The 25948-nt window shown below is 63.9% G+C and carries 29 protein-coding genes and 1 tRNA gene; 14 read left to right on the top strand and 16 right to left on the bottom strand.

Features of this window, described 5'->3' with window-relative positions; genetic code table 11:
* Positions 1-3 precede the first annotated feature (3 nt).
* Positions 4-1713 carry an ArnT family glycosyltransferase gene (locus AC5P7A_RS09170; RefSeq protein ID WP_049439261.1) on the top strand — a complete coding sequence of 570 codons (1710 nt, stop codon included), beginning with the start codon at positions 4-6 and terminating at the stop codon, positions 1711-1713.
* A 152-nt stretch (positions 1714-1865) separates the two neighbouring features.
* Positions 1866-3122, top strand: a complete 1257-nt coding sequence (locus tag AC5P7A_RS09165) for an O-antigen ligase family protein (protein WP_014648560.1) — start codon at positions 1866-1868, stop codon at positions 3120-3122.
* Positions 3123-3152: 30 nt separating this feature from the next.
* Here the strand turns inward: AC5P7A_RS09165 and AC5P7A_RS09160 are convergent, their stop codons facing one another.
* Entirely contained in the window at positions 3153-3959 is an 807-nt protein-coding gene (locus tag AC5P7A_RS09160) for a glycosyltransferase family 2 protein (protein ID WP_014648559.1), read from the bottom strand.
* Here AC5P7A_RS09160 and AC5P7A_RS09155 point away from each other — a divergent pair.
* The gene (locus tag AC5P7A_RS09155; protein ID WP_495220078.1) at positions 3958-5016 is read left to right on the top strand and encodes a CDP-glycerol glycerophosphotransferase family protein; all 1059 of its coding nucleotides are present in this window, start codon (positions 3958-3960) and stop codon (positions 5014-5016) included. The two genes, AC5P7A_RS09160 and AC5P7A_RS09155, sit on opposite strands and share 2 nt — an antisense overlap.
* A 97-nt stretch (positions 5017-5113) precedes the next feature.
* Here AC5P7A_RS09155 and AC5P7A_RS09150 read toward each other — a convergent pair whose 3' ends face one another.
* The 4 genes from AC5P7A_RS09150 to AC5P7A_RS09135 form a co-directional block, all read right to left on the bottom strand.
* Entirely contained in the window at positions 5114-6652 is a 1539-nt protein-coding gene (locus AC5P7A_RS09150) for a PH domain-containing protein (RefSeq protein ID WP_111206756.1), read from the bottom strand.
* On the bottom strand, positions 6649-7149 hold the full coding sequence (locus AC5P7A_RS09145; protein WP_014648556.1) for a PH domain-containing protein: 501 nt from the start codon (positions 7147-7149) through the stop codon (positions 6649-6651). Before AC5P7A_RS09145 ends, AC5P7A_RS09150 begins: the two co-directional genes overlap by 4 nt.
* A 74-nt stretch (positions 7150-7223) precedes the next feature.
* On the bottom strand, positions 7224-8360 hold the full coding sequence (ribA, locus tag AC5P7A_RS09140; RefSeq protein ID WP_041863895.1) for a GTP cyclohydrolase II RibA: 1137 nt from the start codon (positions 8358-8360) through the stop codon (positions 7224-7226).
* Positions 8361-8447: 87 nt separating this feature from the next.
* Complete coding sequence (locus tag AC5P7A_RS09135; protein ID WP_049439254.1) at positions 8448-9368, bottom strand: lauroyl acyltransferase; 921 nt, start codon at positions 9366-9368, stop codon at positions 8448-8450.
* Between the two features lie 61 nt (positions 9369-9429).
* Between AC5P7A_RS09135 and dtd the strand changes: the two genes are divergently transcribed.
* The 3 genes from dtd (at position 9430) to AC5P7A_RS09120 (ending at position 12392) form a co-directional block, all read left to right on the top strand.
* The gene (gene dtd, locus AC5P7A_RS09130; protein ID WP_014648553.1) at positions 9430-9870 is read left to right on the top strand and encodes a D-aminoacyl-tRNA deacylase; all 441 of its coding nucleotides are present in this window, start codon (positions 9430-9432) and stop codon (positions 9868-9870) included.
* 90 nt (positions 9871-9960) lie between these two features.
* On the top strand, positions 9961-11814 hold the full coding sequence (rpoD, locus tag AC5P7A_RS09125; protein ID WP_014648552.1) for an RNA polymerase sigma factor RpoD: 1854 nt from the start codon (positions 9961-9963) through the stop codon (positions 11812-11814).
* Positions 11815-12080: 266 nt separating this feature from the next.
* Complete coding sequence (locus AC5P7A_RS09120; RefSeq protein WP_126411400.1) at positions 12081-12392, top strand: hypothetical protein; 312 nt, start codon at positions 12081-12083, stop codon at positions 12390-12392.
* A 226-nt stretch (positions 12393-12618) separates the two neighbouring features.
* Here the strand turns inward: AC5P7A_RS09120 and AC5P7A_RS09115 are convergent, their stop codons facing one another.
* On the bottom strand, positions 12619-13266 hold the full coding sequence (locus tag AC5P7A_RS09115; RefSeq protein WP_495220077.1) for a hypothetical protein: 648 nt from the start codon (positions 13264-13266) through the stop codon (positions 12619-12621).
* Positions 13267-13773: 507 nt separating this feature from the next.
* Here AC5P7A_RS09115 and AC5P7A_RS09110 point away from each other — a divergent pair.
* The 3 genes from AC5P7A_RS09110 to AC5P7A_RS09100 all read left to right on the top strand — a co-directional run bounded on the left by AC5P7A_RS09110 (position 13774) and on the right by AC5P7A_RS09100 (position 16121).
* The gene (locus AC5P7A_RS09110; protein ID WP_495220076.1) at positions 13774-14148 is read left to right on the top strand and encodes a 4-fold beta flower protein; all 375 of its coding nucleotides are present in this window, start codon (positions 13774-13776) and stop codon (positions 14146-14148) included.
* A gap of 237 nt (positions 14149-14385) precedes the next feature.
* On the top strand, positions 14386-15513 hold the full coding sequence (locus tag AC5P7A_RS09105) for a DUF262 domain-containing protein (protein WP_495220075.1): 1128 nt from the start codon (positions 14386-14388) through the stop codon (positions 15511-15513).
* Complete coding sequence (locus tag AC5P7A_RS09100; protein ID WP_495220074.1) at positions 15513-16121, top strand: hypothetical protein; 609 nt, start codon at positions 15513-15515, stop codon at positions 16119-16121. The genes AC5P7A_RS09105 and AC5P7A_RS09100 overlap by 1 nt, the downstream gene beginning before the upstream one ends.
* 157 nt (positions 16122-16278) lie before the next feature.
* Here AC5P7A_RS09100 and AC5P7A_RS09095 read toward each other — a convergent pair whose 3' ends face one another.
* The 3 genes from AC5P7A_RS09095 to AC5P7A_RS09085 are packed head-to-tail and all read right to left on the bottom strand — an operon-like array spanning position 16279 to position 17342.
* The gene (locus tag AC5P7A_RS09095) at positions 16279-16731 is read right to left on the bottom strand and encodes a hypothetical protein (protein ID WP_495220073.1); all 453 of its coding nucleotides are present in this window, start codon (positions 16729-16731) and stop codon (positions 16279-16281) included.
* 10 nt (positions 16732-16741) lie between these two features.
* A complete protein-coding gene (locus AC5P7A_RS09090) occupies positions 16742-17155 on the bottom strand; it encodes a hypothetical protein (RefSeq protein WP_495220072.1) in 414 nt (137 codons plus the stop codon).
* Entirely contained in the window at positions 17148-17342 is a 195-nt protein-coding gene (locus tag AC5P7A_RS09085) for a hypothetical protein (RefSeq protein WP_164092943.1), read from the bottom strand. Before AC5P7A_RS09085 ends, AC5P7A_RS09090 begins: the two co-directional genes overlap by 8 nt.
* A 395-nt stretch (positions 17343-17737) precedes the next feature.
* On the opposite strand from AC5P7A_RS09085, the gene AC5P7A_RS09080 reads away from it, so the two are divergent.
* Entirely contained in the window at positions 17738-17947 is a 210-nt protein-coding gene (locus AC5P7A_RS09080; protein WP_233653696.1) for a YegP family protein, read from the top strand.
* Positions 17948-18230: 283 nt separating this feature from the next.
* Here AC5P7A_RS09080 and AC5P7A_RS09075 read toward each other — a convergent pair whose 3' ends face one another.
* From AC5P7A_RS09075 to AC5P7A_RS09045, 7 genes are all read right to left on the bottom strand, one after another.
* Positions 18231-19127, bottom strand: coding sequence for an AbiTii domain-containing protein (locus tag AC5P7A_RS09075; protein ID WP_233653697.1), 897 nt, complete (start codon positions 19125-19127; stop codon positions 18231-18233).
* An 871-nt stretch (positions 19128-19998) separates the two neighbouring features.
* Positions 19999-20511, bottom strand: coding sequence for a hypothetical protein (locus tag AC5P7A_RS09070; RefSeq protein ID WP_495220071.1), 513 nt, complete (start codon positions 20509-20511; stop codon positions 19999-20001).
* Positions 20504-20704, bottom strand: coding sequence for a hypothetical protein (locus AC5P7A_RS09065; RefSeq protein WP_495220070.1), 201 nt, complete (start codon positions 20702-20704; stop codon positions 20504-20506). Before AC5P7A_RS09065 ends, AC5P7A_RS09070 begins: the two co-directional genes overlap by 8 nt.
* Positions 20705-20969: 265 nt before the next feature.
* Entirely contained in the window at positions 20970-21347 is a 378-nt protein-coding gene (locus AC5P7A_RS09060) for a hypothetical protein (protein WP_495220069.1), read from the bottom strand.
* A gap of 11 nt (positions 21348-21358) precedes the next feature.
* Complete coding sequence (locus tag AC5P7A_RS09055) at positions 21359-21562, bottom strand: hypothetical protein (protein ID WP_233653701.1); 204 nt, start codon at positions 21560-21562, stop codon at positions 21359-21361.
* Positions 21559-21918 carry a hypothetical protein gene (locus AC5P7A_RS09050; protein WP_495220068.1) on the bottom strand — a complete coding sequence of 120 codons (360 nt, stop codon included), beginning with the start codon at positions 21916-21918 and terminating at the stop codon, positions 21559-21561. Before AC5P7A_RS09050 ends, AC5P7A_RS09055 begins: the two co-directional genes overlap by 4 nt.
* 79 nt (positions 21919-21997) lie before the next feature.
* Positions 21998-22225: a helix-turn-helix transcriptional regulator gene (locus tag AC5P7A_RS09045; protein WP_495220067.1), complete on the bottom strand. Its 228-nt coding sequence runs from the start codon at positions 22223-22225 to the stop codon at positions 21998-22000.
* A gap of 97 nt (positions 22226-22322) precedes the next feature.
* On the opposite strand from AC5P7A_RS09045, the gene AC5P7A_RS09040 reads away from it, so the two are divergent.
* The 4 genes from AC5P7A_RS09040 to AC5P7A_RS09025 all read left to right on the top strand — a co-directional run bounded on the left by AC5P7A_RS09040 (position 22323) and on the right by AC5P7A_RS09025 (position 25398).
* A complete protein-coding gene (locus AC5P7A_RS09040; protein ID WP_495220066.1) occupies positions 22323-22760 on the top strand; it encodes an Arc family DNA-binding protein in 438 nt (145 codons plus the stop codon).
* The gene (locus AC5P7A_RS09035) at positions 22757-23920 is read left to right on the top strand and encodes a tyrosine-type recombinase/integrase (protein WP_495220065.1); all 1164 of its coding nucleotides are present in this window, start codon (positions 22757-22759) and stop codon (positions 23918-23920) included. Before AC5P7A_RS09040 ends, AC5P7A_RS09035 begins: the two co-directional genes overlap by 4 nt.
* 10 nt (positions 23921-23930) lie before the next feature.
* Positions 23931-24006: transfer RNA gene (locus AC5P7A_RS09030), tRNA-Ile, on the top strand.
* 177 nt (positions 24007-24183) lie between these two features.
* The gene (locus AC5P7A_RS09025) at positions 24184-25398 is read left to right on the top strand and encodes a tyrosine-type recombinase/integrase (protein ID WP_495220064.1); all 1215 of its coding nucleotides are present in this window, start codon (positions 24184-24186) and stop codon (positions 25396-25398) included.
* Positions 25399-25948: the final 550 nt, after the last annotated feature.

Genomic DNA, 25948 nt, shown 5'->3' with positions numbered 1-25948 from the left:
CCCATGCTGAAATCCCGCGCGTCGCGCGAGACGTGGTTGTTCGTGGTGATGGCCCTGCTGGTGCTGGGGGCCGGGCTGGGCCTTCGTGATCCGTGGCCGTCGGACGAGCCGCGCTTCGCGCTGGTGGCCAAGCAGATGTTCGACAGCGGCCACTGGCTGTTCCCGCACCGCGGGACCGAGCTGTACTCGGACAAGCCGCCGATGCTGATGTGGTGGCAGGCCACGCTGTACAGCCTGGTCGGGCAGTGGCGCGTGGCCTTCCTGCTGCCGTCGCTGCTGGCGGCACTGGGCACGCTGTGGTGCGTGGTCGACCTGGGCCGGCGGCTGTGGACGCGGCGGGTGGGGCTGTATGCCGGCTGGGCGCTGCTGTTCGCGCTGCAGTTCACCTTCCAGGCGAAGAAGGCGCAGATCGATCCCCTGCTGCTGCTGTTCATCACCCTGGCCAACTACGGCCTGCTGCGCCACCTGCTGCTGGGGCCGGCCTGGCGCTGGTGGTGGCTGGGCTGGTTCTTCGCCGGCATCGGCGTGATCACCAAGGGCGTGGGCATGCTGGCGCTGCTGATGATCGTGCCCGCGGCAATCGCCACGGCGCTGCGGTGGCCACGGGTGGGCCTGCACGCGCGCGACGCGCGCTTCTGGCTGGCGCCGCTGGCCTTCCTGCTGGCGGTGTCGTTGTGGCTGGCGCCGATGCTGCTGGCCGGCTTTGCCACCGGCTCGGACGAATATCGCGCCTACATGGACGATATCCTGTTCCAGCAGACGGCGCGGCGCTACACCCATTCCTGGGATCACCACCAGCCCGCCTGGTACTTCCTGGCGACGATGCCGCTGATGTGGATCCCGGCATTCCTGGCCCTGCCCTGGGCGATTCCGGCCTGGCGCCGCCGGCTGCAACGCCGCGACGCGCGCTATCTGCTGCCGCTGGCCTGGTGGCTGATGGTGGTGCTGTTCTTCTCGATTCCCGCCGGCAAGCGCGACGTCTACATCCTGCCGGCGCTGCCGATGTTCTGCCTGGTGCTGGCACCGCTGTTGCCGGGGTTGCTGAAGCGACGCGATGTGCAGGCCGTGGTGGGGCTGTTCACCGGCCTGCTGTCATTGGGCCTGGCCGTGGCTGGCGTGATGGCGGTGCTGGGTGACCCGGCCTTCGAGCTGCGCCTGACCCATAGCCGCGGGCTCGCCCCCGGGGCCGTCGACGCGCTGGCGTGGACGATCCTGGCGATGGGCCTGTGGGGCGGATTGAGCCTGCTGGCCTGTGGCCGTCGCCGGCAGCTTGCGCTGGTGTCGACCCTGGCGGTGGTCTGGGTGCTGTACAGCCTGGTCGGCTACCCGCTGCTGAACGATTCCAGTTCGGCCCGTGGCCTGATGCGCGCGGTCGGTACCCGCCTGGGCCCCGATGCCGAGCTGGGGCTGGTGGCCTGGAAGGAACAGCACCTGCTGCTGGCCGACCGTCCCGCAGCGACCTTCGGTTTCGAGACTGACTGGGACGAGCAGCTGGTGGCGGCCACGCGCTGGCAGCGGCTGGCACCCGGACGTCGTTGGCTGCTGGTCCACGAGTACGCGATGCTGTCGTGCGTCGACCGCAACCGCTCCGAACTGGCCGGCGTGGCCAACCGGCGGCGCTGGTGGCTGGTGCCGGCAGCGGCGGTGACGGTGCCGTGCGTGGTCACTGCCGAGGAGCGGGAACGTGAACGGCGTTTGCAGGAACATGACTAGCCAGCACGATTTCCGCTTGTCCAGTCTGCCCAAGCGGGTCCAAAGGCAGTAAAACAGCAGGCTGGGACGGCCCGCGTTGGCCCGTCCCATTCTTCCAGCAGATTGCAGCGATACTTCCCGACGTGCCAGCTTCACCGGACAACCTGAACCTCATGGCCGGCGACCCGCTGGGCGTTCCCGTCGGTGGGCGTCACGGGGTTGCACACGGGCTGGCCCAGCTGGGGCTGTTCTGCCTGCCGGCACTGGTGCTGACCGTGCCGATCAACCTGTTGCCGTATGGTCTTCTGCTGCTGCTCAGCACCCTGCTGGCGCCGGAGCTGCTGTGGCGCGCGCGGGGCATGGCCGGCCAGCCGGTGAAAGTGCTGGTCTGGCTGATGCTGGCGGTGCTGGCGCTCGGCGTACTGTCGGTGGTGCTGTTCGAACAGGGCCTGCGTGACGTCGACAACCGTTCGCGATTCGTGGTGATCCCATGGATCGCGCTGTGGATCTGCGCGCTGCGTCCCAGCCTGCGGTGGCTCTGGTACGGCTCGTTGACCGGCCTGCTCGCCACCTTCGTGATGTCGCTGTGGCAGGTGCTGGGCGGCGCCCCGCGCGCGGAGCTGTTCACCAACGCCATCGTGCTGGCCGACATCGTGATGGTGTTGATGGTGCTGCTGGTGTTCTGCCGCCCGTCGCGGCGCTGGTCGCTGGTGATCCTCGGCATGGCCGCCGGCTGCGGCACCATCGTGCTGACCGGCAGCCGCGGTGTGTTCGCCGCCTTGCTGGCGCTGCTGGTGGTGCTGGCGCTGAGCCTGCGCTGGCGTACCGGTGCGGCGCGCCTGTCGGTGCTGGCCGGGATGCTGGCGATCGGTGCGACGCTGCTGCTGTCGGTGCCGGAGCTGCGCCACCAGGTCCGCCTGAGCGAGCTGCACAGCGACGTGCAGCGGATGGAGCTGGGCGACAGTGATTCTTCCGCCGGTGCCCGCGTCGAGCGCCTGCAGGTAGCCTGGCAGACCTTCCTCGATCATCCGCTGGTGGGTGTTGGCATCGGTCATTTCGACAGCGCGATGCAGCGCGTGCCGGTCTGCCGGGAGAACCCGGAAGAGTTGCGCTGCCACCTGGGGCATGCCCACAACGACGTGGCCGAATGGGCGGCGACCCAGGGTGTACCGGGCCTGCTGCTGTTGCTGGCGGTGTATGGCATCCCGCTGTGGTTGTTCGTGCGCCTGCATCGCCGCAGCGGACGGGCGACCTTCCGCGGGCCGGCCGCTGCCGGCGTCATGCTGGTGATCACCTACGCGTTGTGCGGGCTGACCCAGTCGATGTTCGCGCACCAGATGACGGCCAGTTTCTACGTGACCCTGGTCGGCCTGCTGACCGGCCTGTCGATCGTCGAAGGCGCGCGCCACCGGGCGATCACCGGCTCGTGATGCGTCGGCGCGCCGGGCGGGCCCCGGCGATCAGGGGTTCGGCGGGTCGGCCACGGGCTGGCCGTTGCCCAGCATCCACAGCATGATGGTCTTCTGCCGCACGTAGTTGGCGCGCACGTAGGCGTAGACCAGGCCGTGCCAGCCGTCGCGGAAGCCGCCACGGAACACGAAGCCGCGCCAGAACCGCCAGGCCGGCGCCAGTACCAGCTTGCCCAGCGTGGCCCGCTTGCCGCGTGCGAACTCGTGCTCGGCCATCATCCGCGCGTACTTCTCGGTCTTGGCCAGCTGCTGCTGCAGGGAGCGGTACGGGTAATGGACCAGGTCGCCGCGCAAGGTGCCGACGCTGCCGTCGACGCTGGCCGCCTCGTGGATCTCGCGCTTGCCGCGCCAGCCGCCGCGGCGGCGGTCGAACAGGCGCATCACCCGGTCCGGGTAGGCGTTGCCATGGCGCAGGAACCTGCCGAAGTACTCCGACAGGCGCGCGAAGCGATAGCCGGCATGGCCGGCGAAGCCACCGTCGCGGGCCCGTTCGATGGCTGCGCGCAGTTCCGGGCTGATCCGCTCATCGGCGTCCAGGCACAGCACCCAGTCGTGGCTTGCCTGCTCGACGCAGTAGGCCTTCTGGCTACGGAAGCCATCGAACGCGCGCTGCAGCACGCGGGCGCCTGCGGCCTCGGCGATGGCCAGGGTGGCATCGGTGGAGTACGAGTCCACGACGATGATTTCGTCGCAGAAGGCCAGCGAGGCCAGGCAGTCACCGATGCGGCCGGCCTCGTTGAACGCGATAATGCAGGCCGAGATGCGAGGCCGTTCGATGGGAGCGGTCGTGGAGGACATGATGGCCGGGTACCTGTTGTTTGCGACGGAGCGCTATGCGCTGCCTATTCTCGCCCCGTTGGCGCAGGCCTTGCACGCCTCCGGGCAGGAGGTGGCGGCCTGGTTCGAGGACGGCGCTGCCGCCAGCAGCCTGCCGGGCGTGCCCAACATCGGACTGAAACAGGCCCTGGCGATGCGGCCGCGTGCCGTGTTCAGCGCCGCCAACTGGGTGCCGACCTTCCTGTCCGGCGCCAAGGTACAGCTGTTCCATGGCTTCAACGTGGAGAAGCGCGACAGTGCGCGCGGCCACTTCCGGGTGCGGGGCATGTTCGACCTGTACTGCACGCAGGGGCCGGCCACCACCGCTCCGTTCCGTGAGATCGCCGCCCTGCAGGGCCACTTCGCCGTAGCCGAGACCGGCTGGCCGAAGCTCGACCCGCTGTTCCGCGACGACGGTGGCGAGAGCGCCGCGCTGCGCGCAGCGGCGGGCGGGCGCCCGGTGATCCTGTTCGGTTCGACCTTCACCGAGCGCCTGAGCGCAGCGCCCCACCTGCATGCGCAGATCGCCGCCGATATCGCTGGCGGTGAGCGCTATTGGCTGCTGACCCTGCACCCGAAGTGCCCACCGGAACTGTTCGAGCGCTACCGCGCGCTGGCCGGTGCCCATGCCCGCTTCATCGAACCGGAGCAGGTGATGGCCGCACAGCGCGCCGCCGATGTGCTGGTGTCGGACACCTCGTCGATCGTTTCGGAGTTCATCGTCCAGCACAAGCCGGTGGTGACCTTCCGCAACCGCGTGCCCAAGCCGCACATGATCGACTTCGACGACCCGGCGCAGCTGCCGGCGATGCTGCAGCGCGCGCTGCATCCCGACGCCACGCTGCAGGCGGAGATCGTGCGCTACGCCGACGCCATCCATCCGTACCGCGATGGCCTGTCCAGCGAGCGGGTGATCGCCGCCACCGAGGATTTCCTGTCCGGTGAAATGGGCGTGCTGCGGCGCAAGCCCTTCGGCAGCTGGGTGCGCGACCTGCAGATCCGCAAGGACCTGGGGTACTGGGGCCCGTCGCAGCGCTGATGCCTCGCCGACCCCGCTCGCGGTAGTGCCGGGCGCTGGCCGGCAACCTCGGGAATGTCTGCGGTTGCCGGCCAGCGGCCGGCACTACCGGTGTTGCTTACCAGCGCAACTTGCGCCGCGCCAGCGCCGCGGCCAGCTGCTCCATCACGTGTTGCGCCTGCGCCTGCGGCAGGTAGCGCAGGGTCAACGCCACATCGCCGTGCGCACCGGCCGTATCCAGCTGCAAGCTGCTGGTGCCGAGCAGCTTGTCCAGCGGTGAACGCTGCAGGCGCAGGCCCTGCACCTTGTCCAGCTCGGCCCAGCGCCACCAGCGCGTCCACCAGCCGCCGCGCACGGCCACGTAATGGGCATCCAGATACCAGCCCATGCGCGCCATCTGCCGATGTGCCACCAGCAGCGCCACCGGCAGCCAGGCCAGCACGATCAGGCCCCATGATCCCCAGCGCCAGTACGCGGCCGCTGCCAGCACCGGCACCAGCAGCAGCGCGCCCAGGCACAGCCGCCACCAGCCACGCTGCGGAATGGACTGCCATTGCGCTGGCGGCCACTGCAGTTGAGGCAACAGGTGCTGCACCAGCTGCTCGCAGCGCATTGCCGGTGCCAGCGGTGCCAGCTCGCGCAGGGCGCGGTCCTCGTCGCGCGAGGGCCCGCCGGCAGCGCTGTCGATGCGCAGCTGGCGCAGGCCGAACCAGCGATGCAGGGTGGTTTCGCGCAGCGTCCAGGCCTGGATGCGGCGACGCGCGACACTGCTGCGTGTGCGGCTGAGCAGGCCGGCCGAGACGGTCAGGCGGCGGTCCTGCTCGCTGAGGGTGAAGCCGTGATAGCGCAGCAGGGTCAGCACCACCGACAGCGCACGCAGCGCCAGCCAGCCCAGCAGCAAGGCTGCGGCCAGCAGCAGGAAGGCGCCGGCCACGCCGGGATGCAGGTGGCTTGCGTAGCCGAAGGCTTCCCGGCCGCCACGCTGGATGGCCGCGTCCATCACCGGCCGCGGCACGGTCTGGAACAGCACGCCGAAGGCGGCGATCGCCAATGCCCAGCCGCGGTTGGACAGCAGGCCCATGCGCACCACGTCCCAGCTCGACAGGCGCAGCAGCACCTGTTCGGTGTCGGCGTCGGTGATCGAGGGGGCGGCCACGACGTCGGCGGCCTGCGGTGCCTGCCCACGCTGGCGCACCAGTCGTTCCAGCGCCAGCGCCTGGTCCAGCTTCAGCACGCGCATTTCGGCTTCCGGACGCACGCCACCGGCCGATTCCAGGCGCAGCTCGGCCACGCCGAACAGGCGGTGCAGCGGGTTCTGCCGCACTTCCACGTTGTGGATGCGGGCGAACGGGATCTCGCGGCGGTTGCGCGCCAGCAGTCCGCTGCGCACGGTGATCGCGTCGCTGCCGATGCGGTAGCGGTAGCTGAGGTACTGCAGCACCGAGACCAGCACCAGCGCGGCAATCGCCGACAGCGGAATCAGCTGCGCCCACATCGGGTCGCGGTCACCGCGCTGGCCGAACACCAGCAGCGCCACCAGCGGCAGGAAGTAGTGGCGCAGCTGCATCAGCAGCACGAACAGCCACGACCACGGGTGCAGGCGATGGTCCTCGCCACCGGCAGGCAGCGATGCGGGCAGGGGCGGCGGCAGGCTCACAGGGCGTCGGCGTCCTGGTCGAGCTGATGGGACAGGGTGTCACGCAGGCGCTCGGCGTCGGCCTCGTCCAGGCCGCTCACGGTCACTGCGCTCATGCGGGTCCCGGCGGTGTGCACGATCAGCGTGGCCAGGCCGGCACGGCGTTCCAGCGGGCCGCGGCGCAGGTCCAGGTGCTGCACGCGCGAAATGGGGATGCGCGTTTCCAGCTGCCACATCAGGTCGCGGCGCAGGCCCAGCCCTTGGGTATCCAGCCGCCAGCGGGTGCGGGTCAAGCGCCGGTGGCCAAGCCACGCGCCGAAGACGATGCCGATCAGCAGCCCAAGGGCGGCCGTCCACAGGCCGCCGGGCAGCTCGAAGAACCACGCGGCCGCGGCCAGCGGCAGGCCCGGCACGAACAGTCCGCCGAAGGCGCCTTCCAGTGCGGCCAGGCGGGCGGCGCGCTGCGGCAGCGACTGCCAGGCATCGGCAGGCGGGGAGGTCAGGGGAACGTCGATCACGCAGGCTCCGTCAGGTGGCAGGGCGGGCGGTGGCGGCAGGGCCGCACCGCGCAGACGGTAGCAGGTCGACCGCGCTACTGGGCAGCCTGGATCAGCGCGTCCACATCCAGCATGTGGCCGGCACGATCGGCCTTGGTGCGCAGGTAGTGTTCGTTCTCGGCAGTGATCTCGCCGGTGACCGGAATGCAGTCCAGCACCTCGATGCCGGCGTTGCGCAGACGCTGTGCCTTGGTCGGGTTGTTGCTGAGCAGGGCCACGCGCGAAATGCCCAGGCCATGCAGCATCGCCACCGCACTGCCGTAGCGGCGCTCGTCGGCACCGAAGCCCAGCTGTGCATCGGCATCGATGGTGTCCAGGCCGTCGTGCTGGTAGCCGTAGGCGCGCATCTTGGCGGCGATGCCGGTGCCGCGGCCTTCCTGGTCCAGGTACAGCAGCACGCCGCCGCCCAGTTCCTTCAGCTTGCGCAGGCCGCGCCGCAGCTGGTCGCCGCAGTCGCACTTGAGTGAGCCGAACAGGTCGCCGGTCAGGCACGAGGAGTGCACGCGTACCGGCACCACCGCCGACAGGTCCGGTTCGCCGACGATGATCGCGACCTGGTCGCGCTGGGCCACGCCGCCGCGGAACACCGCGAAGGTGGTCATGCCGACGTCGCGCAGCGGTACCGGCGAACGGGCGACCAGTTCGTAATCGTGGGCGGCGTGTGCCGCGCCTTCGGCCAGATCGCAAAGCGCCACTTCAGCAGCACCCTCGAAGGTGCGGTCAGCTGCGTCCAGGCGCACGGCCACCATGGCCGGCAGCAGCAGGCCCAGGCGGGCCAGCTCCACCGCGCCGGCATCGAAGGCGTCGCCGGCCGTCCAGTCGTCCGGCATCGGGCCGGGCTCGCGGAGGTAGCCCAGCGAGGGCAGGGCATCGAAGGCAACCCCCGCCAGCGGCAGGCGTGCGCCTGCCGGTGCCTCCACGCCGAGCACGCGGGCGCGGGTGGCGGTCAGGAACAGGTAATGGCGCTCGCGTGCGGCAGCGGCGAAGGCAGCGAAGCTGCTGGCAGTGGCGCTGTCCAGTGCAATCACCGCCAGCCGCTGGCCCTGCCCATCGTGGAGCAGTACCGGGCGACCGGCACGCAGTTCGGCCACCGCGCGTTCGCAGCGGATCGCGGCGGGGTCGCCGAACAGGGAAGAGGCAGCAGGCATGGCGGGACCGGGGGAGGCGGACATCGCAGTCTCTATGGGGGCGCCGGCGTCGTATTCAACGTGGTGCGGCCGCCGGTCGCAGGGGCCGGATGGGCCTGGGCGTGGGGGCCGTCAGTGCGGATGCTCTTCGGTCGCATACGGATCTTCCTCGCCGCTGCCCGGTGGCCGCAGCGTATAGCGCTTGTAGGTCCACTGGTACTGCGACGGGTCGCGGCGGGCGATGCGCTCGATGCCGGCATTGAGCGCGGTGGCGGCCACCTGCGGGTCCGGATCGGCCACGGCCGGGTCGGTCGGCTCGATGTGCAGGGCGAATTCCATGTCCGGCCCGATGCGCTCGCACCAGCCATACAGCACGGTGGCGCCGGTGCGCTCGGCCAGCCGGTTGACCAGGGTCATGGTCAGCGCCTGCACGCCGAAGAACGGCACGAACACGCCATCGCCGGCCTTGGGCTGCTGGTCGGGCAGGATGCCGGTGGCGCCGCCGTCCTTGAGCACCTTGAACAGCTGGCGCACGGCCGGGCCCTCGGCGCGTACCTGCTGCACGTTCTGGCCGCCGCGCACCAGCTGCAGGAAGGCGTCGCTGGCCTCGTCTTCCGGCGGCTTGTAGACGATGGCGATCTGCCCGCGCGAGGCCAGCCACTGGTTCAGCAGCTCCCAGTTGCCGAAGTGCGGTGCGGCCACGATCACGCCCTTGCCGCTGGCCAGGGCCGCGTCGTACAGGGCTTCGCCGTGGCGCTGCTTCAGGTGCAGCCGCAGGTTGTCGGCCGGCTGCCGGCTCCACAAACGCAGGGTCTCGATGGCCTGCAGCGCAGTGGAGCGCAGCAGGTCGCGGTGCAGGCGGTCGCGTGCAGGACCGTCCAGCTCCGGGTAGGCCAGTTCGAGGTTGCGCCGGGTAACGCGGCTCTCACGGGCATTGACACGAACCCACGTCCACGCCAGGGCGTGTGCGAACCCCCGCAGCAGCGGCCAGGGCAGGCGGGCGAACAGGGTGGTGGCGCGGTAGACCAGCCGGGCTTTGCGTTGCGGATTCATCGGCGCCAGTTTAGCCAAGGGCGCTGCTATCGTGGCCGGCCCCGTTCATTGGAAGCCCACGATGCTCGTCCTGATCCAGCGTGTCAGCCAGGCCGCCGTCCATGTCGACGAGGAGGTGGTGGGGCAGATCGGCCCCGGCTTGCTGGCCCTGGTCGGCATGGAACCGGGGGATAGCGAGGCCCAGCTGCGGCGGATGGCCGAACGCCTGCTGGGTTACCGGGTGTTCGCCGACGAGGCCGGGAAGATGAACCGGTCGCTGCGCGACACCGGTGGCGGCCTGCTGCTGGTCAGCCAGTTCACCCTGGCGGCCGATACCCGTTCGGGCATGCGGCCGAGTTTCACCAGCGCCGCACCGCCGGACGAGGCTGAACGCGGGTTCAATCGATTTGTCGACATCTGCCGTGAAAATCATGCGCCAGGGGTGGAAACGGGCCGGTTTGGTGCCCATATGGTCGTCAGCCTGGTCAACGACGGTCCCGTGACCTTCCTTCTCAGGCCCTAGGCCGCCGGGACCACCGCCCGGCAGGCAGGGCCCCGGGCTGGTATAATGCTACGTTCCCTATTTCTCCCTAGCCGGTGGCGCGAGCACTACATGGCCAACGAACGTCCTGCCCAATCCGAAATCAAGCAACTGATCAGCAAGGGCCTGGAACAGGGCTACCTGACCTACGCCGAAGTCAATGACCATCTGCCGGACGACATGGTCGACCCGGAACAGATCGAAGACATCATCGGCATGATCAACGGCATGGGCATCGATGTCCATGAAGTTGCGCCGGATGTGGAAACCCTGCTTCTCAACGACGGCAACACCGGTAACCGCGAAGTCGATGACACCGCGGCCGAAGAAGCTGCCGCCGCGCTGAGCGCGCTCGACACCGAAGGTGGCCGTACCACCGACCCGGTGCGCATGTACATGCGCGAAATGGGCACGGTCGAGCTGCTGACCCGCGAAGGCGAAATCGCCATCGCCAAGCGCATCGAGGAAGGCCTTTCGCAGGTCCAGGCCGCCCTGGGCCAGTTCCCGGTTTCGGTCGAATCGCTGCTGACCGACTACGAGGCCCACAAGGAAGGCAAGAAGCGCCTGGCCGAAGTGATCGTCGGCTTCAACGACCTGGCCGACGAAGAGCCGGCGCCGCCGGCGGTCGCTGCCGATGACAGCAGCGATGCCGACGCAGAAGGCGACGAGGACGAGGACGATGACGTCGAGGGTGGCGAGGAAGAAGCCGCACCGACCGGTCCGGATCCGGAGGAAGTCGCTGCGCGCATGCAGGCGCTGAGCGATGCTTTCAATGCCTTCAAGAAGGCGGCGACCAAGGGCGACAAGAAGAACCTGCCGCGCCTGCGCGAAGAGATGTCGGCGGTGTTCGTCACCCTGAAGCTGCCGCTGCCGCTGACCGACGTGCTGACCAAGCAGCTGCGCGACACCATGGCGTCGATCAAGGCCCATGAGCGACGCGTGCTGAACCTGGCCACCGTCACCGCGCGCATGCCGCGCAAGGACTTCATCCGCTCCTGGGAAGGCAACCAGACCAACCTGGAGTGGGTGGAAGACGCACTGAAGCGCAAGCAGAAGTGGTCGTCGGCCCTGCGCGAAGTGAAGGACCAGATCATCGCCGAACAGCAGGCGACGATCGACATCGAGAAGCTGACCCAGCTGGACCTGGAAGAGCTGAAGGAAATCAGCCGTGCCATGGCCTACGGTGAAGCCAAGGCGCGCAAGGCCAAGAAGGAAATGGTCGAGGCCAACCTGCGCCTGGTGATCTCGATCGCCAAGAAGTACACCAACCGTGGCCTGCAGTTCCTCGACCTGATCCAGGAAGGCAACATCGGCCTGATGAAGGCCGTGGACAAGTTCGAGTACCGCCGCGGTTACAAGTTCTCGACCTACGCCACCTGGTGGATCCGCCAGGCGATCACCCGCTCGATTGCCGACCAGGCGCGCACCATCCGTATTCCGGTGCACATGATCGAGACGATCAACAAGTTGAACCGCATTTCCCGCCAGATGCTCCAGCAGTACGGCCGCGAGGCTACGCCGGAGGAGCTGGCCAAGGAAATGGACATGCCGGAAGACAAGATCCGCAAGGTGATGAAGATCGCCAAGGAGCCGATCTCGATGGAAACCCCGATCGGCGACGACGAGGATTCCCATCTGGGCGACTTCATCGAGGACACCAACGTGGAGTCCCCGATCGAGAACACCACCAACATCAACCTGTCTGAAACCGTGCGCGACGTGCTGGCCGGCCTCACCCCGAGGGAAGCCAAGGTGCTGCGCATGCGCTTCGGCATCGACATGAACACCGACCACACGCTGGAAGAAGTCGGCAAGCAGTTCGACGTGACCCGCGAGCGCATCCGCCAGATCGAAGCGAAGGCGCTGCGCAAGCTGCGTCACCCGAGCCGCTCGGAGCAGCTGCGCAGCTTCCTGGATATCGATTGATTTCCAGCGGCTGGTGAAGCGTTGAGAGAAACCCCGCCTGGTGCGGGGTTTTTCTTTTTGGGGTGCCTGGACATGCCCGACGGGGCTTGCCGATGACGCATCTGCCGTTTGAATTTTTCCTGCGACGGTCGCACGCTGATCGCGCAGATGCTCAACACATCCCGTAGGCGGGCCGGTCATCACCGGCGCCGATGCAAGCGCGCGGCAGGTCACGTGCAGCTCGTACGGCCTGCGGCATTGATTCGTCATGCATCTGGAGTCACGCCATGAATGATGTGGAGCACGATGTTCCCGAGCCCGTGCAAACCGATTTCCCGCCGCTGCTGGACTGGGATGAGGTGATGCGGGTTGAGTGCGAGGATCGATTGGGATTTGCACGCCGTACGACGTATGCGCTGCTGACGCTGTCGGAGGCCGGATTGCTTGCCGGCTTCAGCGGCGACAACCAACAGGGACTGAAGCAGATCAGACGGATGGTTGCGTTGTTCCAGGCATGCCTGAGGCGGCAGGTATGGCTCGCGGAAGCGGCGGAGAGGCGGCTGGGGCGTATTTCGGAGGCGCTTGCCGCCGCCGGGTAGCCGATCGGGCGCGGCCTCCACTACACTGTGACGCTGCGCCGGGCCTATAGCTCAACGGTTAGAGCAGGGGACTCATAATCCGCACCTCTCCCGTTTCAAGTCATCAGATAGGATGGCTATATGACTGTATTTGCAGGCTTTTTCCAGAGTTCCAGCGCCTCGCATTCCTCTTCTGTTGTAGCGAGTACGCCGGTTTTTCCGACGCGATTACACCAGAATTACCACTTCACTGCCCGGCAATCGGGGGGGGCACTTGGGATGCTCCATCAGCTGGAAAATCTGGCCAAGATTGCTGCCTTCGAGCGAGCTCTTCTTCGCGATCACGAAGCTTCTTGAGCTGCTCGCGAAGGAAGGACTCAGGATTCCATTCCCTAGAAGGTCGGCTAGGGATGCCGGTCTCCAGCCGGAGCGTCGCTGCAAGATCGGCAGCCATTACGCCTAGTTCCGCAAAACGACGTTGACGCGCCGCGATGTAGCCATCGTAAGGCGGGTCATCATTCTCACGGACCCCCTGCAGATAGTCTTTTGCTTCAGCGAGCTCAAGCGGCAGGGAAAGAACCGCGTACATCAAGCCTGGCTTAACGGACTTCCACTCAACCTCTACCGTATCCCAGCTCAGTTCCGGTGCCTCAGTCTGCGAGACAAAATACTCTTGGCCATCCTCAGTGCGCCCGGCTGGTCGACCGTGTGTTGTTCCATCATCGCCCGCTACGCTAGCGCATCCATGTATGAGCCGTTCAATTTGGATCAGGACCGTCGCGCCCAGGTAGGCCGCCTCCGCTTTCCTCTCCCGCCTGCGCCTCCAGATGTCCGCAAGCTGCGCTAAAAGCCAACCCACAATGACGCCGCCGAAAACGTTACCAATCGCATTCATCCGCTTCCCTCCAGTGGTTACGGTCCTAGCAACTATCGCACGTACTTTTCGCTGGCTGAAGGATGTTGCGAGCCTAGTGCACAATACCCACTCAGTACGATTGGATCCGCTGTTCAGACTGCGCTCGTTGGCCATGGTCGCGGGAGCAATGCCTTCAAAGAAGTCATCCCGCGTGTCGCCAATGCCTGGCCGGTAGCGTCGCCTCGGTCCGCAGGCGCTGCATCGACGTCTTGTACTGGTTCTCCACCTAAACGCGCCGCGCTCCGCCGGGCTTGCCGTCCAAAGGCAAGGTCACAGTTTCGATCCCTGTGCCACCCAACGGACAAGTCGTGCACTCGCCTTGGGGGGGGGGGGGGCGAATCTCTAGGTATCCTTTCGAGAGATGCTTTGCCGAGCGTTGAAATACGCTCGTGGCTTGGGTATGCCCAAGGCTGCTGGCCAGCGTGGCCTTGACCCTCTCCTCAGGGAGGTGAGAGTCTCCAGTTGGCTGGAACCTGAGGATAGGACATGGTAGTCAAACTTTTTGGTCCGAGTGGCGCTCACTTCGGATGGATGGTGGAAGGGGACGTGTTTGATAGAGATTACGAGCCGATTGCGTTCCCTGATGGCGACGACTTGTATTCGTTCTCCCGGAATTGGTTAGGCACCTACGACGAACGGGCAGTGTACGATCGGACTGGGACGGTCGTTGCTATCGCACTCGGTCATCCACCTCTGCGCACTGTTCCCTCTCTGCTGGGAAGGCTACCGCCGAGGTTCTCCCCTCTTGCCGTGGCGCTACCACAGAGCATGAGGCATGAAGGTGACGCAGAACGTCTCTCCAACTCAGAACGCTGGGAGGGGCTGGCTTTGGCAGAATGGCTTGCGCAGGGGAATACATGAGATGATCAAGTCTTGCAGGAAGCGCTGAGACTTCGCCAGCGCATCAGCCAGCTCCGCGCCCACTCACTCAGAGCGTGAGGCGTTCGCGGACGATGTGGTGGGTGTCTTCGCGGGTGGTGCCGCATCTTTGCGCGGTTGAATGGGATGGCGCGCTCTAACCGTCCAATAAACCCCTTAAGATTTTTCCTCACTGGTCGATTTCTTCAGCCAGCGGATGCCTTTCAATGGAGCTGAACAATGAATACGGTAGTAGAGATCCCAGACACGCAGCAGGAAGAAGAAGAGGATCTTTCGGCGCCCGCCAACGCTGCAGAAACTTACGTCGTAAGCTCCGACTGGACGCTCGAAACAATTTCGCTCCAGATTAAGAAGGGCAACATAGATCTACAGCCGGAGTTCCAGCGAAGAGCAGCATGGGACGATGAGCGAAAAAGCCGCCTGATAGAGAGCTTCTTGGTCAGCATTCCTGTTCCCAGCATTGTTCTCGCTGAGAGCAAGTTGAGCAAAGGTCAGTTCCTGGTGATTGATGGCAAGCAGCGCTTGGTCTCAATCGCTGACTTCATGGGTGACGGTTTCAAGCTGAAAGGCTTGAAGATGCGACCGGATCTGAATGGTAAGAGCTACAACGATCTGTCGCAGGGAGATCGGGATAGCTTCGACAATTCAACACTCCGAACTACGGCAATCCGCAAATGGCAGGACGAATCTTTCCTGTATACCATTTTTTATAGGCTCAACAGCGGTAGCCTGCCTCTTTCGCCTCAAGAGTTACGAAAGGCTCTCATTGGGGGGCGGTTGATAAACTCAATCGAGGACTACCTCTCCAAGAGCCAGCCGTTTAAGAGACTCTTCGGGGATGAATTAGATCGCCGCATGCGCGACTCGGAGTTGGTGCTCCGGTTTGTATCGTTTGATCTATTCCTGCTGAACTATGAAGGCGACTTTAAGAAATTTCTAGATGAAACGGCAAGATACTTCGAAGTAGACAGTCAGGCCAGAGAAGCCGAACTGCTTGCTTCATTGAATCGGCTCGACACGGCGTTGGAAACGGTTGCCACCGTTTTCCCAGACTCTGCGTTTAAGAAATGGCTTGGCGCGAAGTACGAAAGGGTAATGAATAGAGCAGTGTTCGACGCCATCTGTCGACCCTTCTCCGATGCGACAATTGCAGCTGCCGCTGTGGCGAACGCGGCGGCGGTCGAGGGGGAATTTAGAAGGGTGTGCTTAATTCAGGAGTTTAAGGCGTCCGTTGAGAAGACCACAAAGACCCGAGCGAACACGATACTCAGAATAGACACGTGGGGTCGGGCTCTTAGCGTGCTGCTTGGGCGTGGATTTGATGACCAGGACCATCGGGTGATCTGATGACTGTTTATTGCGGTCACTTCAATCATTTGAAAAATCGCAGCGACCTGATTAGGCAGAAATTCTTGGATCAGGAGTTGCAAAACGAGTTGCAGGCCGGGCTTCAATACGTCCCAGATCTAGAGATGCTCGCGGCTTATCGACTTCTCATCCATGCGGAGCTCGAATACTTCTTGGAGCAGAAGGCGAAGGACACTCTCAACGCACTTGACTCGGCGGTGACATCAGGGAAGTCGTGGCAACGAGACAACCCTCAGGTGCTCTGCCTCTGCCTCGTAGGAAGGCTCGCCGTTAAGGGGAAGGGGCCCTTAACGGATAAAGGGATCGGTGAGGTTGCGAGGGAGGTTATCAAAGAGGCACGTGATTGCATTGCGAACAATCACGGAATAAAGAGCGAATCCTTCACCATGTTGTCCCTGATCGCAGGTAAGGTTTGGGAGGAGATCGATGCACAAGTCTCGTCAATGTTGCATAGCTATGGGAGTGATCGCGGTGATGTCGCCCACCAGACTATAGGTAAGTCGACTTCCATCACGGCCCCCTCGGCTGAGTTGAATAACGTCTCGAACATGATCATCGCGCTCGGACACTATTTCGACGTGCACTGAAAAAGCGTCGCTGCGCTTAGGAGCAGCGTAGCGGCGTTCAGTCACACTGTTCTGCTCTAAGGGCCCGGTCACCAGCGCGAGGTGTGCGGATCCGCAGAACGCGGGCCCGGGCTGCAGGTGTTGTTTGGGACACCGCCTGCTGGTCCCTCTTGACGAATCAGTCGGCCAGCGTGATCGCCGGGTTGGCATCGCCGCGGCGCGGAATGCTCTTACCGGCCGCAAAGGCGTCTCGGATCAACAACTCTTCCTGCCGCTCCAGCTCCAGTAGTTGTGCCTCTAGGCGTTCCTGCTTCCGGTCATCGGTGATTGTCACCTCGCCCTGGTAGAGGGCCTCGACTTCGGTGCGGAGGCGGTCACGGATGACTTCGGGGAAGAATTTGCATGCGTAGGCATGTGCGCTCTCGGGGTAACCCGATACGGCATCGCCGCCGCCTCCAGTGAAGGCTCTTGGCCGTATGCTGATTTTCGTGGCCTCGCGCTCGATGTGAGCATCGACGGCTGCAAGCGCTTCCTCTTTCGGCGGCATGCCGTTGCTCAGGTTCCGGATTTCGTCGGCGAGTTTTTCGATCTGGGCGCGGACGCGCGACAGTTTCGGCGAGTAGTCGGTCATTGTCGTTTCCTTACTGGCTTAGGCCCCAATCGGCCACGGTCTGCTGGAGATGTTGTGAGGCGGCCTGGTAAGCCCCTACGTCACCGGATGAGGCACTGAGTTCGTCGTAAGCGGCGGCCACTATGGCGTCCACTGCATCGATCGCAGCCATCCAGCGTTGCAGCTTGGCCAACGTCTCGCGCCGGTGTTCGTCCAGGGTTTTGCCGCCAAGGTTGGTTGGCCTGCCAACGCCCACATCGAGCTCTCTGCCGCTGAAGCTCTTTGAGGCGGTCTCCATCTCTTGGCGGATGAACTTCCGCTGGTCGTTGAGCTCTTTGCGGCGCTCGCTCAGCGCGCGCCTCGCCGCGAAGTAGAGGTCGTTGCGAATTCGCAAGTGCTCCAGCTTCAGTAGGGAAGAAGGGACGGACGGAGATTTATCACTCATGGGGTGCTCCGGGGTTGAGGGCAAAGGCGGGGAGCCGCTCGGGCCTGGCTGCCAAGGCGCGCTGGAACGCGGGAAGGGTGCGCAACGCATCGGCCAAGAGCTCGGCGGGGGGAATGCCCGCGGCGTAGGCAGCGTCATTCATCGCGTCGCAGACCACCTGGGGTAGATCGAGCTCGATCTTGGGCATGGCGATATGGCTCAGAGGGAGCGTCTATTGGACGCTGGGCACCGCTGCTGGGCCGGGCCGGAATGCGTAGGAACGCGCACTTGCTGGCGGCGAATTGGGCAAGCAGCACCTGTGCATCGCGTTAGCCGGCTTAGGGCTGGAAATGCACAAGGCGTGCAGGCAGAAATCGTCCCTTTCCTTCGGGGAAACGCCGTTTTCTGCGGACCTGTGGTGGAGCACCCTAGAGGCCGAAATACTCTCTTTTACCGGGGTCCGAATTCCCCCCGGTGGCTGTGGATAACAGCAGGGGCCCCCGCTCGCAATTTTTCAACAAGTTATCCACAGGCTTGTCCATGGCGAGCTGTGACCGCTGTCACATATATTTGCCCCGACCATTCCGGTCAAAGGAGAACGGCATGACGGGACATCCTCAGCAGTTCGTGATCTACAAGGACAAGGCCGGTGAGTTCCGCTGGCAGCTCTACGCGCAGAACAGCAAACTCATTGCCGATAGCGGCGAGGGTTACAAGAATCGAAGCGATTGCATCCACGGGGCCAAGCTAGTGAGCTCGATCGCAGCTGGCGCGTTGATGTGGGACAAGTCAACTCAACAATGGGTTGAGTAGCTGATGCAGGGGCGGCGCACTACTGTGTCGCCCCTTTGTCTCAGTGACAGGGTTAAGGACGTGCTTGCCCTGGGCCTGCTCAATGGCGTCGGATGCGCTTCTTACTGCAGGTGGCACGCTTGCGGCCATTGCATACTTCGAATACCGCCGAGGGCGGCGCCTCTCTCACTGACTTTTAGTGCTTATGCAGCTGGGCGTCGATCAGAATGCAACGGCCGCGCAGAAAAGATTGCGACGGTCGGCACGCGGCTGCAACCCTATCAAGAGCGCCGTTGCAAATGCTCTAGCTCGCAAGTGCAGCGAGCTGCGGTAGGAACGGGGCAACCGCGGTTCCTATGATCTGCATGTGATCTGATACGGTCGAGACAAACCTAACGTATGCCTCGTGGAAGCTCTTCTTGGTCCCGGCCGAGCGCATTTCCTCAACTGCCTCAGTAAGACGTCGGATGGTGTCTTGATCGGCCGCAGAGGTCGAAATTGCTTTCACAAGCTCTGTGAACAGGGCGGACTCATTGTGTACCGACGTCGCTGTCTGGGTCGTCCCTGGGCTACCGTTTGCGACGTTCTGTACAGTTCCGTAGATGTTCGTATGGAAGATCTGTTGAAGTCTTTCCTGTGCGATGGGTTCAACGTTGGGCGGTGCTTCTCCCGCTTCTGGGGCCGCAGCCTCTATGTCTATAGCGAAATTTAGAACCTTCGTTCGGACGGTGTCCAGAACACCCACAATTGCTGAGACAGGAATGACCTTCCACGCCTCCATGCAGTTCATTCCGTCATAGATATCCTTACCGAAGTGCGCCACTAGGTCGGGATTCCAGAGCTCACGTAGAGTCCCTCCATCTGAATTCTTGACGAGACTCTCAAGTGCCGCGATCCCATTCTGAATGTGGGTGTGGCTGAGCATCTCGTGGAATTGGTGTGGCAAGCAGGCCAAGGGGATGTTTGCGTTTCTCAGTCCCGACTGAAAAGGTCCGGAGAAATGGCCTTTTGAGACTACTGTTGCAACTCGATAGGGAGGGAGTTCGTCGGCGGAGTCGTAGCCATTGAGTTCGCTTGCAACCCAAGTTCTCAGTTCGTCATTCTGCAGCCGCGCTGCCAACAGAGTGCACTTTCGTAGCAAGTCTGAGAGTGGGATCGAAGAGTCGACTGCGGCCTGCTGGATATCTCGGAGAAGTGACATGGCGTTTCCCGGCGGCTCTAGGGCTGTGTTGTTGGACGTATCCTAGAGCAGAGGTGGGTCCTCATGCATGTTGCTGCGTAGCTGATTGGCGCTCTCAGCGCAAACTGTCGCCGGATTCGATCCACGCCAGTACGTCGCCAAGGTAATACCAAGGCGTTTTTGCGGGCTGAAAGTAGCGCGGCCCCTTGCCCTCCAGCCGCCACCTTCGTAGACGGCTGACAGGGCAGGGGATCAGCGTTGCCGCTGTCTGTTCGGTTACCCGACCATCGATCGTCACGTAGTGACCTGTCGCTTCCAAGCGCTCGCGTACGTCTGTGATCGAAGTCGGGAGACTGCTGCCGTGGGCAGCGCGTGGTTGCTGACCGCTCACTTGTCCCTCCGTGCCGCTGGGGCCAACAGCAGGTTGTGGTAGTCGCTTCCTGCTACTCCACGGCTTTGACTGCAGCGCGCGCCCCGAGCAGCTAGTGCATAGGCTATTTCTGACCGAATGCCACGAAGCTGCTTCACTAGGTCGCACATCGCGTGCGTCGTGGCCCGTGCAGTCCGGGCCAGGCGGCGTACTGCGATGGTGAACATGGTGCACTGGTGAACGTGGTGCATCAGGTGCGCCCCCTGCAGCCCTGCGCCCGCTGCACCATTTGTCACCCGTGACGTGGTGTCACCCGTGACAACGTGGATTGATCCCGCAGTGCAACCGTCTCGCCATTTCTGGCGGTGCGGTAACGTAGGGAGCGTTAACAGCAGTGCCGCGGTGTGGGCGAAACGACACACCGCCTGGTAGTAGTTATCTGTGTAGTGTCCAGCGCTACGGTTTTTGACCATAAATCGCTCCATCCGTAGCGTCTGGCGCTACGCTTTCGTTAGTTGGTCGTTACGCGGCCTTGTCGCTGTAGCGCTGGGCGCTACAGTTTGTAGCGTCTGGCGCTACCGCGTTTTTTGGGCATTCGCTGGCGTATGGCTTCCAGTGCATGTAGGTCCGCTTCGCATCAACGTCATCGCCGGCGGGGCCAATGTTTGTCAGGAGGAACGAGCGAGCGCGTCCCGTACCTGTCTTCTGATCGAAGCTGCCGGCCTTTGCTTCCTCGATCCACCCTCGCTCCAACAGCGACTTGAATGCGTTCTGCACGGGCCTTTGCGTGACGCCTACGCGCTGCATGGCTTCCCGAACGCTGAGGAACACCTCAGCGCCGGTGGATGGGCGGTACAGCGCGCGCAGCTCCACCAGTAGCGTGCGCGCGACGGGATCGAGAGTGCGATACGCCTGGCATTCCAGCTCCCAGGCGTACAGGCGGACGTGTGGCGAGATGGGCACGTAGACGCTACTGCTGCGCCCCGTCGCCCGTGCCCGCCGCTTGGCCTGCTTACGGGCTTCTCGCTCACTCATCAGCCTCCCCTACAATCACAATGGCCACCTTCTTCCCGATGTAGTGCAAGGGAAGGGGGGTAAAGGGCAGGCAGGCGCCAACCTGGGAGCGATAGATCACGTCCACGGTCTTAGCGGAGTCCAAGTCCTGCAGCGCGCGCCTGGCTGCAGCGGAGTTGCTCTTCTCCAGGGCGTCGAAAAGATCACCGTTCATCGGATGGCCTCCCCCAGCAGCTGGCCGACAGAGCGGCCCCAGTCAGTTCCAGCCCGCGCCGCGCGCGTCATGATCCATTCGCGCACACGGGCCTCAGACGGGTTGCCCCTGTGCTGCAGGGCGCAGTCGCCGCACAGCACGTAGGGCAGGGACGCCCAGCCGAATTCCCGCTCCACACGATGGAATGTGCCGAACACCGGTAGCAGCGGTTTGCCGCAGCAGTCGCAGGCAATAGGGTCTACCTTAGGTTTGCGTATGTTCACGGCTACACCCCTAACGCTTTGTGCAGGCGTTGCTGGTCGCGCGCAGGCAGAGTTGTCCACAACAGGTCGGCGGCATCGGCTGGCCGGGTCAGTGCAACGTGCTTCTCATCGGCCATTAGCGGGCCATCTGGTAGCGTGGCGCGGGTGAATGGCGTGCACTCGAACACCACCTTGACGAACGAACCACGGTTGCAGCGGGTGTACGGCCGGTGGATGCGCTTGACCCGCACCGCCCGGCACTCGTTCCCTGGTCGCCCCCAGTAGATGAAACGGATGCTGGCCGGCGTGACCGCATTGCGTGGCCCCACTGGCAGCGCGCGCGGGACGTGGGCATCGTCCGGTGTGGCCGGCTCGGGGCGGCCGCTGTCGCCAATAGCCATTAGCTGAGGGCTCATCGGATCACCTCAGTGCCAAAGGCGTCCTGGTACTTCCTCAGGTATCGATAGGCCGTCGCACGGCACATCCCATAGCGGTCTAGCAGATCGCTGGGTGTGGCCGGCGTGCGGCGTGACTGCATCCATGCCACGAACTGGAATGCAAACTCGGTTGGGCTGGCGGCGCCTGCCTGGCGCTCGTAGAAGGCGCGGCGCTTCATCCGACCCTCCGCGTGGTGGTGGCGTAGGTGACCATCCCAAGGATTACCAGCAGGTCGGGAGGGATCGGGTAGGCAGCGCCGGGATTGCTGCGTGTGTAGACGTGCAAGCCACCGGGGCGGGCTTGGATGAATCGAATCGACTGCTGCCCGGCAATCTCCACCGCATAGCAGGCGTCGCCGGCGAAGTAGTTGCGGCGCAGGTCCACATGCAGCAGGTCGCCCGGCTCATAGCGCGGGGCGTTGAGGCTGTCCTTCACCTCGACCAAGCCCCAGCGCGCGGTGTCAGAGAAGTCCGGTAGCGGAGCGGGGGTATGCCCGATTGCGGCCGGCAGGGGTTGGTGTACGATAGGTCTCATGGTCAGGTCGTTCCTTGTAGGGGTTCGGACATGGCTTTCACGGCTCGTCCCGGTTGCCGCCGGGCGAGCCGTTTTCATTTCAGCGGGGCAGCGCACGGCTATCCGCCGTCTCCACAACTGCGGCCTCCAAGTAGGCTTCCAGGTCGGCAGGTCGGTAGAAGCAGCGTTTGCCCACCCGCAGGTATCGGGGGCCGCGCCCCTCACATCGCATCTTGTCCAGCGTGCTTTTGCTCAGGCCGAGCCAATCAGCTGCGGCCGCAGTGCTGAGTCGCTCGGCCGGGGGATTTGTAGCTTTGGGGGGGCTCATGTGCCTTCCGGTCGTACGTAGCAAAAGTGCTACGTTGCGAACGCTACTCCCCAAAATTGGAATGTGCAAGCACTTTTGCTACGTGCTATCGTTGGGCATGGCCAAGAAAGACGATCAGCAAACAAATGTGCGGCTCCCAGTCGAGCTGAAGCAGCGGCTAAAGGCGGCGGCCGAGAAGGCTGGACGCAGCTTCACCGAAGAACTGGTGGAGCGACTTGAGGCAAGCTTCTATTCGGTTCTGGAGGCAACCCTGCTACAGGCGCGATTGACGGAGCGGGGGGAACTGCTCCTCGCTCATGCTGATTGCGAAGCGACCCTTGAGGATGTTCGTCGTGAGCTGGCTGAGGTTGAATCCCGCAAAGACCCCGCTTCGATCAAGCGGCACGCTCAGCTGATCGCAGAAGAGCGTGAGGCGCAGCGGCAGTGGGAGAACATTGAGATCTATCTCAATAGACTCACAGCTGACATAAAGCTGCTCGCTGACAAGTTGCAGGAGCGCATTTGGTTCCTTGAGGCGGAAGTCACAAAGCAGTGACCGCCTTCACCCGGCTCACCAGGTCAGCGCAGCGCGCGCTGAAACCCGGCCAGTCCATCAGCGAGCATGGGATTACCTACACCCGTACCGCCAACGGTGATGGGCGTTGGTCGGTCAACGTGATGGTGGCCAGGCGCCGGCATCACCAGGTGGTGGGCTTGGAGTCGGAGGGGTACACCCGGACTCAGGCCGAAGACGTTGTGGCGGCGCTTAAGGCCGCCAAGCGCAGCGCGTCCCATGGGGTGCAGGGGAGCAAGGGCAACGCCTCGCAGACAGTCGCGCAGGCGGCGGACGATTACCTGGACTATCTACGCCGGCATGACGGCAAGGACATTGATACCAAGGAGCGTCGGTTCCGCGATCACATCAAGCCTCACCTCGGGCGCCGGCCAGTGGCTAGGCTGACCGATGACGACTGGCTTGCCTATGTGTCCAAGCGGAAAGGCGAGGGCGCGAGCCCGGGCACGATCAACCGTGAGCGCTCAGCACTGCTGCACATGCTCAACACCATGCTGCGCCGGAAGATCCTCAACGCTGCGCCGCTGCTGGCCCGCCAGCGCGAGCCGCAGGGAAAGCTGGTGTATCTGACGCCGGAAGAGGCGCAGCGGCTGCTACTGGCTGCTCAGGAGGACGTGTCGCCATTGGCACATCGGTTTGTGATGGTGACGCTCTACACCGGTCTGCGGCACAGTGCGGCGCTCAACCTGCGCGCGGGCGACGTGGACGTGCAGCGCAGGATTCTGTGGATCGGCAAGGACAAGGCGGGCCGGCGCGAGCAGCCTATGCCGCAGGTGCTGGCGCAGTACCTCGGTAAGGTCATCAAAGGCATGGAGGCTGAGGCCTACCTATTCCCGTCACAGCGCGCGGGCAGCGGCCGGGCGTACCAGATGAACGCCGTTTTCGGTCGATGCGTGCAGCGCGCTGGCATCACCAAGCACGTGACCCCGCACACAATGCGGCACACCGCCGCGACCAACGCTGCACATGCTGGTCTCGATGCGGCAACTATCCAGGCAATGGGCGGCTGGAAGACAAGAGGCATGGCCGAACGGTACACTCACGCCGCTTCGATGCAGGACGCTATGGCGGCCCTACAGAAACAGCTTTCCGGCGACGCGATTACACCGAAATTACAACGGCAACCGCGCAAAACCGCCTGAAACCCTTACAGGGCCTATAGCTCAACGGTTAGAGCAGGGGACTCATAATCCCTTGGTTCCAGGTTCGAATCCTGGTGGGCCCACCACATTGACGTCCAGCGAAGTCCGGGGATGTCCAAGAATGCTAGCGAAGTGGGTCTTTTAGGCTGCTTGACCGTCCATCGGCATCCGTTGGCATCCACTTGCATCCGCAAAAAAAGTGAGTCAGGCTGTGAGTCGAGGGTAGGTAATTCCCGACCCCGACTCACTGGCGGATGACTCACATGCTCACCGACACCAAAGTTCGCACACTGAAGCCCAAGTCAGCGGCCTACCGGATCGCTGACTCAAATGGGCTATGCATCGAGGTGCGTCCAACGGGGTCGAAGGCTTGGCGGTACCGCTATAGGTACGCCGGTAGGGCGAGCATCGTCACCCTCGACGAGTACCCCTCAATGTCGCTGCAGGCTGCTCGCGTCGAACGTGACCGTCTTCGTGCGCTGCTGCGCGGCGGAGCAAATCCCGCTCAGGTGGCAAGGGCCGAGAAGGCAGCGCAAGGAGAAAGGGCCGCGAACACCTTCGGTGCCATCGGCCTGGAGTTGCTCGCCAAGCGGACAAAGGAAGGTCTTTCCCCTGGATCCGTTGTGCGCGAGCGTCGGCTGATCGAGAAGGATCTGGCTGGATTGGCGGATCTGCCTGTTGGCGACATCACCGCGCCGGTTCTGCTAGCTGCGCTTAGGAAGCTGGAACAGCGAGGCGTAGTCGAGACTGCACATCGGGCTCGAGCCCACGCCGGCCGAATCTTCCGCTACGCCATCGCTACGGGTCGCGCAGACCGCAATCCCGCTCAGGACCTCACAGGAGCGCTTGAACAGCCTCAGACCAAGCACTTTGCCAGCGTGACTGATCCTGCCGTTATAGGAGGGCTCCTGCGCGCGCTGTGGGGCTACCAGGGGGCATTGGTCACACAAGCCGCGCTAAAGCTGGCTCCGATGCTATTTGTCCGTCCAGGGGAGTTGAGGCAGGCGAAGTGGGCTGACATCGACCTCGATGCGGCGGAGTGGCGCTACGTCACCAGCAAGACTAGGACTCCGCACATCGTTCCGCTCTCGAGCCAAGCCGTGGAAGTGCTCAGGGACCTGTATCCCTATACCAAGCGCAGCGAGTTCGTGTTTCCAGGGGTCCGTAGTGCCCAAAAGCCCATGAGCGAGAACACGCTGAACGCGGCGCTGCGGAATCTTGGATTCGACTCAGACACGATGGTGGGCCATGGCTTTCGAGCGATGGCGAGAACGGTGCTGGATGAAGTGCTTGGCTATCGCCCGGACTACATTGAGCATCAGTTGGCGCATGCCGTGAAGGACCCACTTGGGCGTGCCTACAACCGAGCGACCCACCTGCCGGAGCGCAAGAAGATGATGCAGGCCTGGTCTGACTATCTCGACCAGCTGCGCGCTGCAGAACCGAACGTGCTGGCCTTCAAAGCCAAGCGCGCCTAACCACCGGAGATAGACAGGCCTTTAGGGAGGGCCGGTCAAAGAAGTATAGCCGCATAAACAAAGCGGCCGAGGAAGGGGCGGCAACCCCTGGCTCGGCCTACCACAACCGACTATTGGAGAGTCGATCATGGATAGCGTGAGTATAAGTGCTGCCTCCGGGAGCACGCATAAAGATCCCGTCACGGGTGAGCCGGCCATTCAGGCCCGTGACCCGATTGACGAACTCTTGGCAATGGGGGTGGCTCCCCGCTTGCTCATCTCTCATCAACTCGTTTGCATGGACTGGTTGGCCGTGCACCGCCGAGACAAGTTCTGCCTGTGCTATCACGACAGCACGGGCGCGGTCGTGACGGAAACGGTGGGCGCCGCCCAACTCCTCACTCGTGCACAGGAGATCGGTTGGCGGCCCGTCGAGGACCCGATGGAGCCTAGCGCTGGTTGCCACCTCTTCGAAGAGACTTCGTACAATCTCCGGCGAGGCATCCACTGGTATGCGAGTGCTTACGACGATACCGACGAAATGCTTCCTCTTGGCTTTCCTGAGGTCGCG

The organism is Stenotrophomonas sp. YJH_SMC_65, from assembly GCF_059369475.1.
The sequence above is the reverse complement of the archived record's forward strand: the minus strand, read 5'-3'. Positions and strand labels throughout refer to the sequence as shown.

Bases quoted from the DNA above. Each gene is read 5' to 3' on its own strand.
- AC5P7A_RS09170 (WP_049439261.1), top strand. From the start codon at position 4: ATGCTGAAATCCCGCGCGTCGCGCGAGACGTGGTTGTTCGTGGTGATG.
- AC5P7A_RS09165 (WP_014648560.1), top strand. From the start codon at position 1,866: ATGGCCGGCGACCCGCTGGGCGTTCCCGTCGGTGGGCGTCACGGGGTT.
- AC5P7A_RS09155 (WP_495220078.1), top strand. From the start codon at position 3,958: ATGATGGCCGGGTACCTGTTGTTTGCGACGGAGCGCTATGCGCTGCCT.
- AC5P7A_RS09160 (WP_014648559.1), bottom strand. From the start codon at position 3,959: ATGTCCTCCACGACCGCTCCCATCGAACGGCCTCGCATCTCGGCCTGC.
- ribA (WP_041863895.1), bottom strand. From the start codon at position 8,360: ATGTCCGCCTCCCCCGGTCCCGCCATGCCTGCTGCCTCTTCCCTGTTC.
- AC5P7A_RS09135 (WP_049439254.1), bottom strand. From the start codon at position 9,368: ATGAATCCGCAACGCAAAGCCCGGCTGGTCTACCGCGCCACCACCCTG.
- dtd (WP_014648553.1), top strand. From the start codon at position 9,430: ATGCTCGTCCTGATCCAGCGTGTCAGCCAGGCCGCCGTCCATGTCGAC.
- rpoD (WP_014648552.1), top strand. From the start codon at position 9,961: ATGGCCAACGAACGTCCTGCCCAATCCGAAATCAAGCAACTGATCAGC.
- AC5P7A_RS09120 (WP_126411400.1), top strand. From the start codon at position 12,081: ATGAATGATGTGGAGCACGATGTTCCCGAGCCCGTGCAAACCGATTTC.
- AC5P7A_RS09115 (WP_495220077.1), bottom strand. From the start codon at position 13,266: ATGAATGCGATTGGTAACGTTTTCGGCGGCGTCATTGTGGGTTGGCTT.
- AC5P7A_RS09110 (WP_495220076.1), top strand. From the start codon at position 13,774: ATGGTAGTCAAACTTTTTGGTCCGAGTGGCGCTCACTTCGGATGGATG.
- AC5P7A_RS09105 (WP_495220075.1), top strand. From the start codon at position 14,386: ATGAATACGGTAGTAGAGATCCCAGACACGCAGCAGGAAGAAGAAGAG.
- AC5P7A_RS09100 (WP_495220074.1), top strand. From the start codon at position 15,513: ATGACTGTTTATTGCGGTCACTTCAATCATTTGAAAAATCGCAGCGAC.
- AC5P7A_RS09095 (WP_495220073.1), bottom strand. From the start codon at position 16,731: ATGACCGACTACTCGCCGAAACTGTCGCGCGTCCGCGCCCAGATCGAA.
- AC5P7A_RS09090 (WP_495220072.1), bottom strand. From the start codon at position 17,155: ATGAGTGATAAATCTCCGTCCGTCCCTTCTTCCCTACTGAAGCTGGAG.
- AC5P7A_RS09085 (WP_164092943.1), bottom strand. From the start codon at position 17,342: ATGCCCAAGATCGAGCTCGATCTACCCCAGGTGGTCTGCGACGCGATG.
- AC5P7A_RS09080 (WP_233653696.1), top strand. From the start codon at position 17,738: ATGACGGGACATCCTCAGCAGTTCGTGATCTACAAGGACAAGGCCGGT.
- AC5P7A_RS09075 (WP_233653697.1), bottom strand. From the start codon at position 19,127: ATGTCACTTCTCCGAGATATCCAGCAGGCCGCAGTCGACTCTTCGATC.
- AC5P7A_RS09070 (WP_495220071.1), bottom strand. From the start codon at position 20,511: ATGAGTGAGCGAGAAGCCCGTAAGCAGGCCAAGCGGCGGGCACGGGCG.
- AC5P7A_RS09065 (WP_495220070.1), bottom strand. From the start codon at position 20,704: ATGAACGGTGATCTTTTCGACGCCCTGGAGAAGAGCAACTCCGCTGCA.
- AC5P7A_RS09060 (WP_495220069.1), bottom strand. From the start codon at position 21,347: ATGGCTATTGGCGACAGCGGCCGCCCCGAGCCGGCCACACCGGACGAT.
- AC5P7A_RS09055 (WP_233653701.1), bottom strand. From the start codon at position 21,562: ATGAAGCGCCGCGCCTTCTACGAGCGCCAGGCAGGCGCCGCCAGCCCA.
- AC5P7A_RS09050 (WP_495220068.1), bottom strand. From the start codon at position 21,918: ATGAGACCTATCGTACACCAACCCCTGCCGGCCGCAATCGGGCATACC.
- AC5P7A_RS09045 (WP_495220067.1), bottom strand. From the start codon at position 22,225: ATGAGCCCCCCCAAAGCTACAAATCCCCCGGCCGAGCGACTCAGCACT.
- AC5P7A_RS09040 (WP_495220066.1), top strand. From the start codon at position 22,323: ATGGCCAAGAAAGACGATCAGCAAACAAATGTGCGGCTCCCAGTCGAG.
- AC5P7A_RS09025 (WP_495220064.1), top strand. From the start codon at position 24,184: ATGCTCACCGACACCAAAGTTCGCACACTGAAGCCCAAGTCAGCGGCC.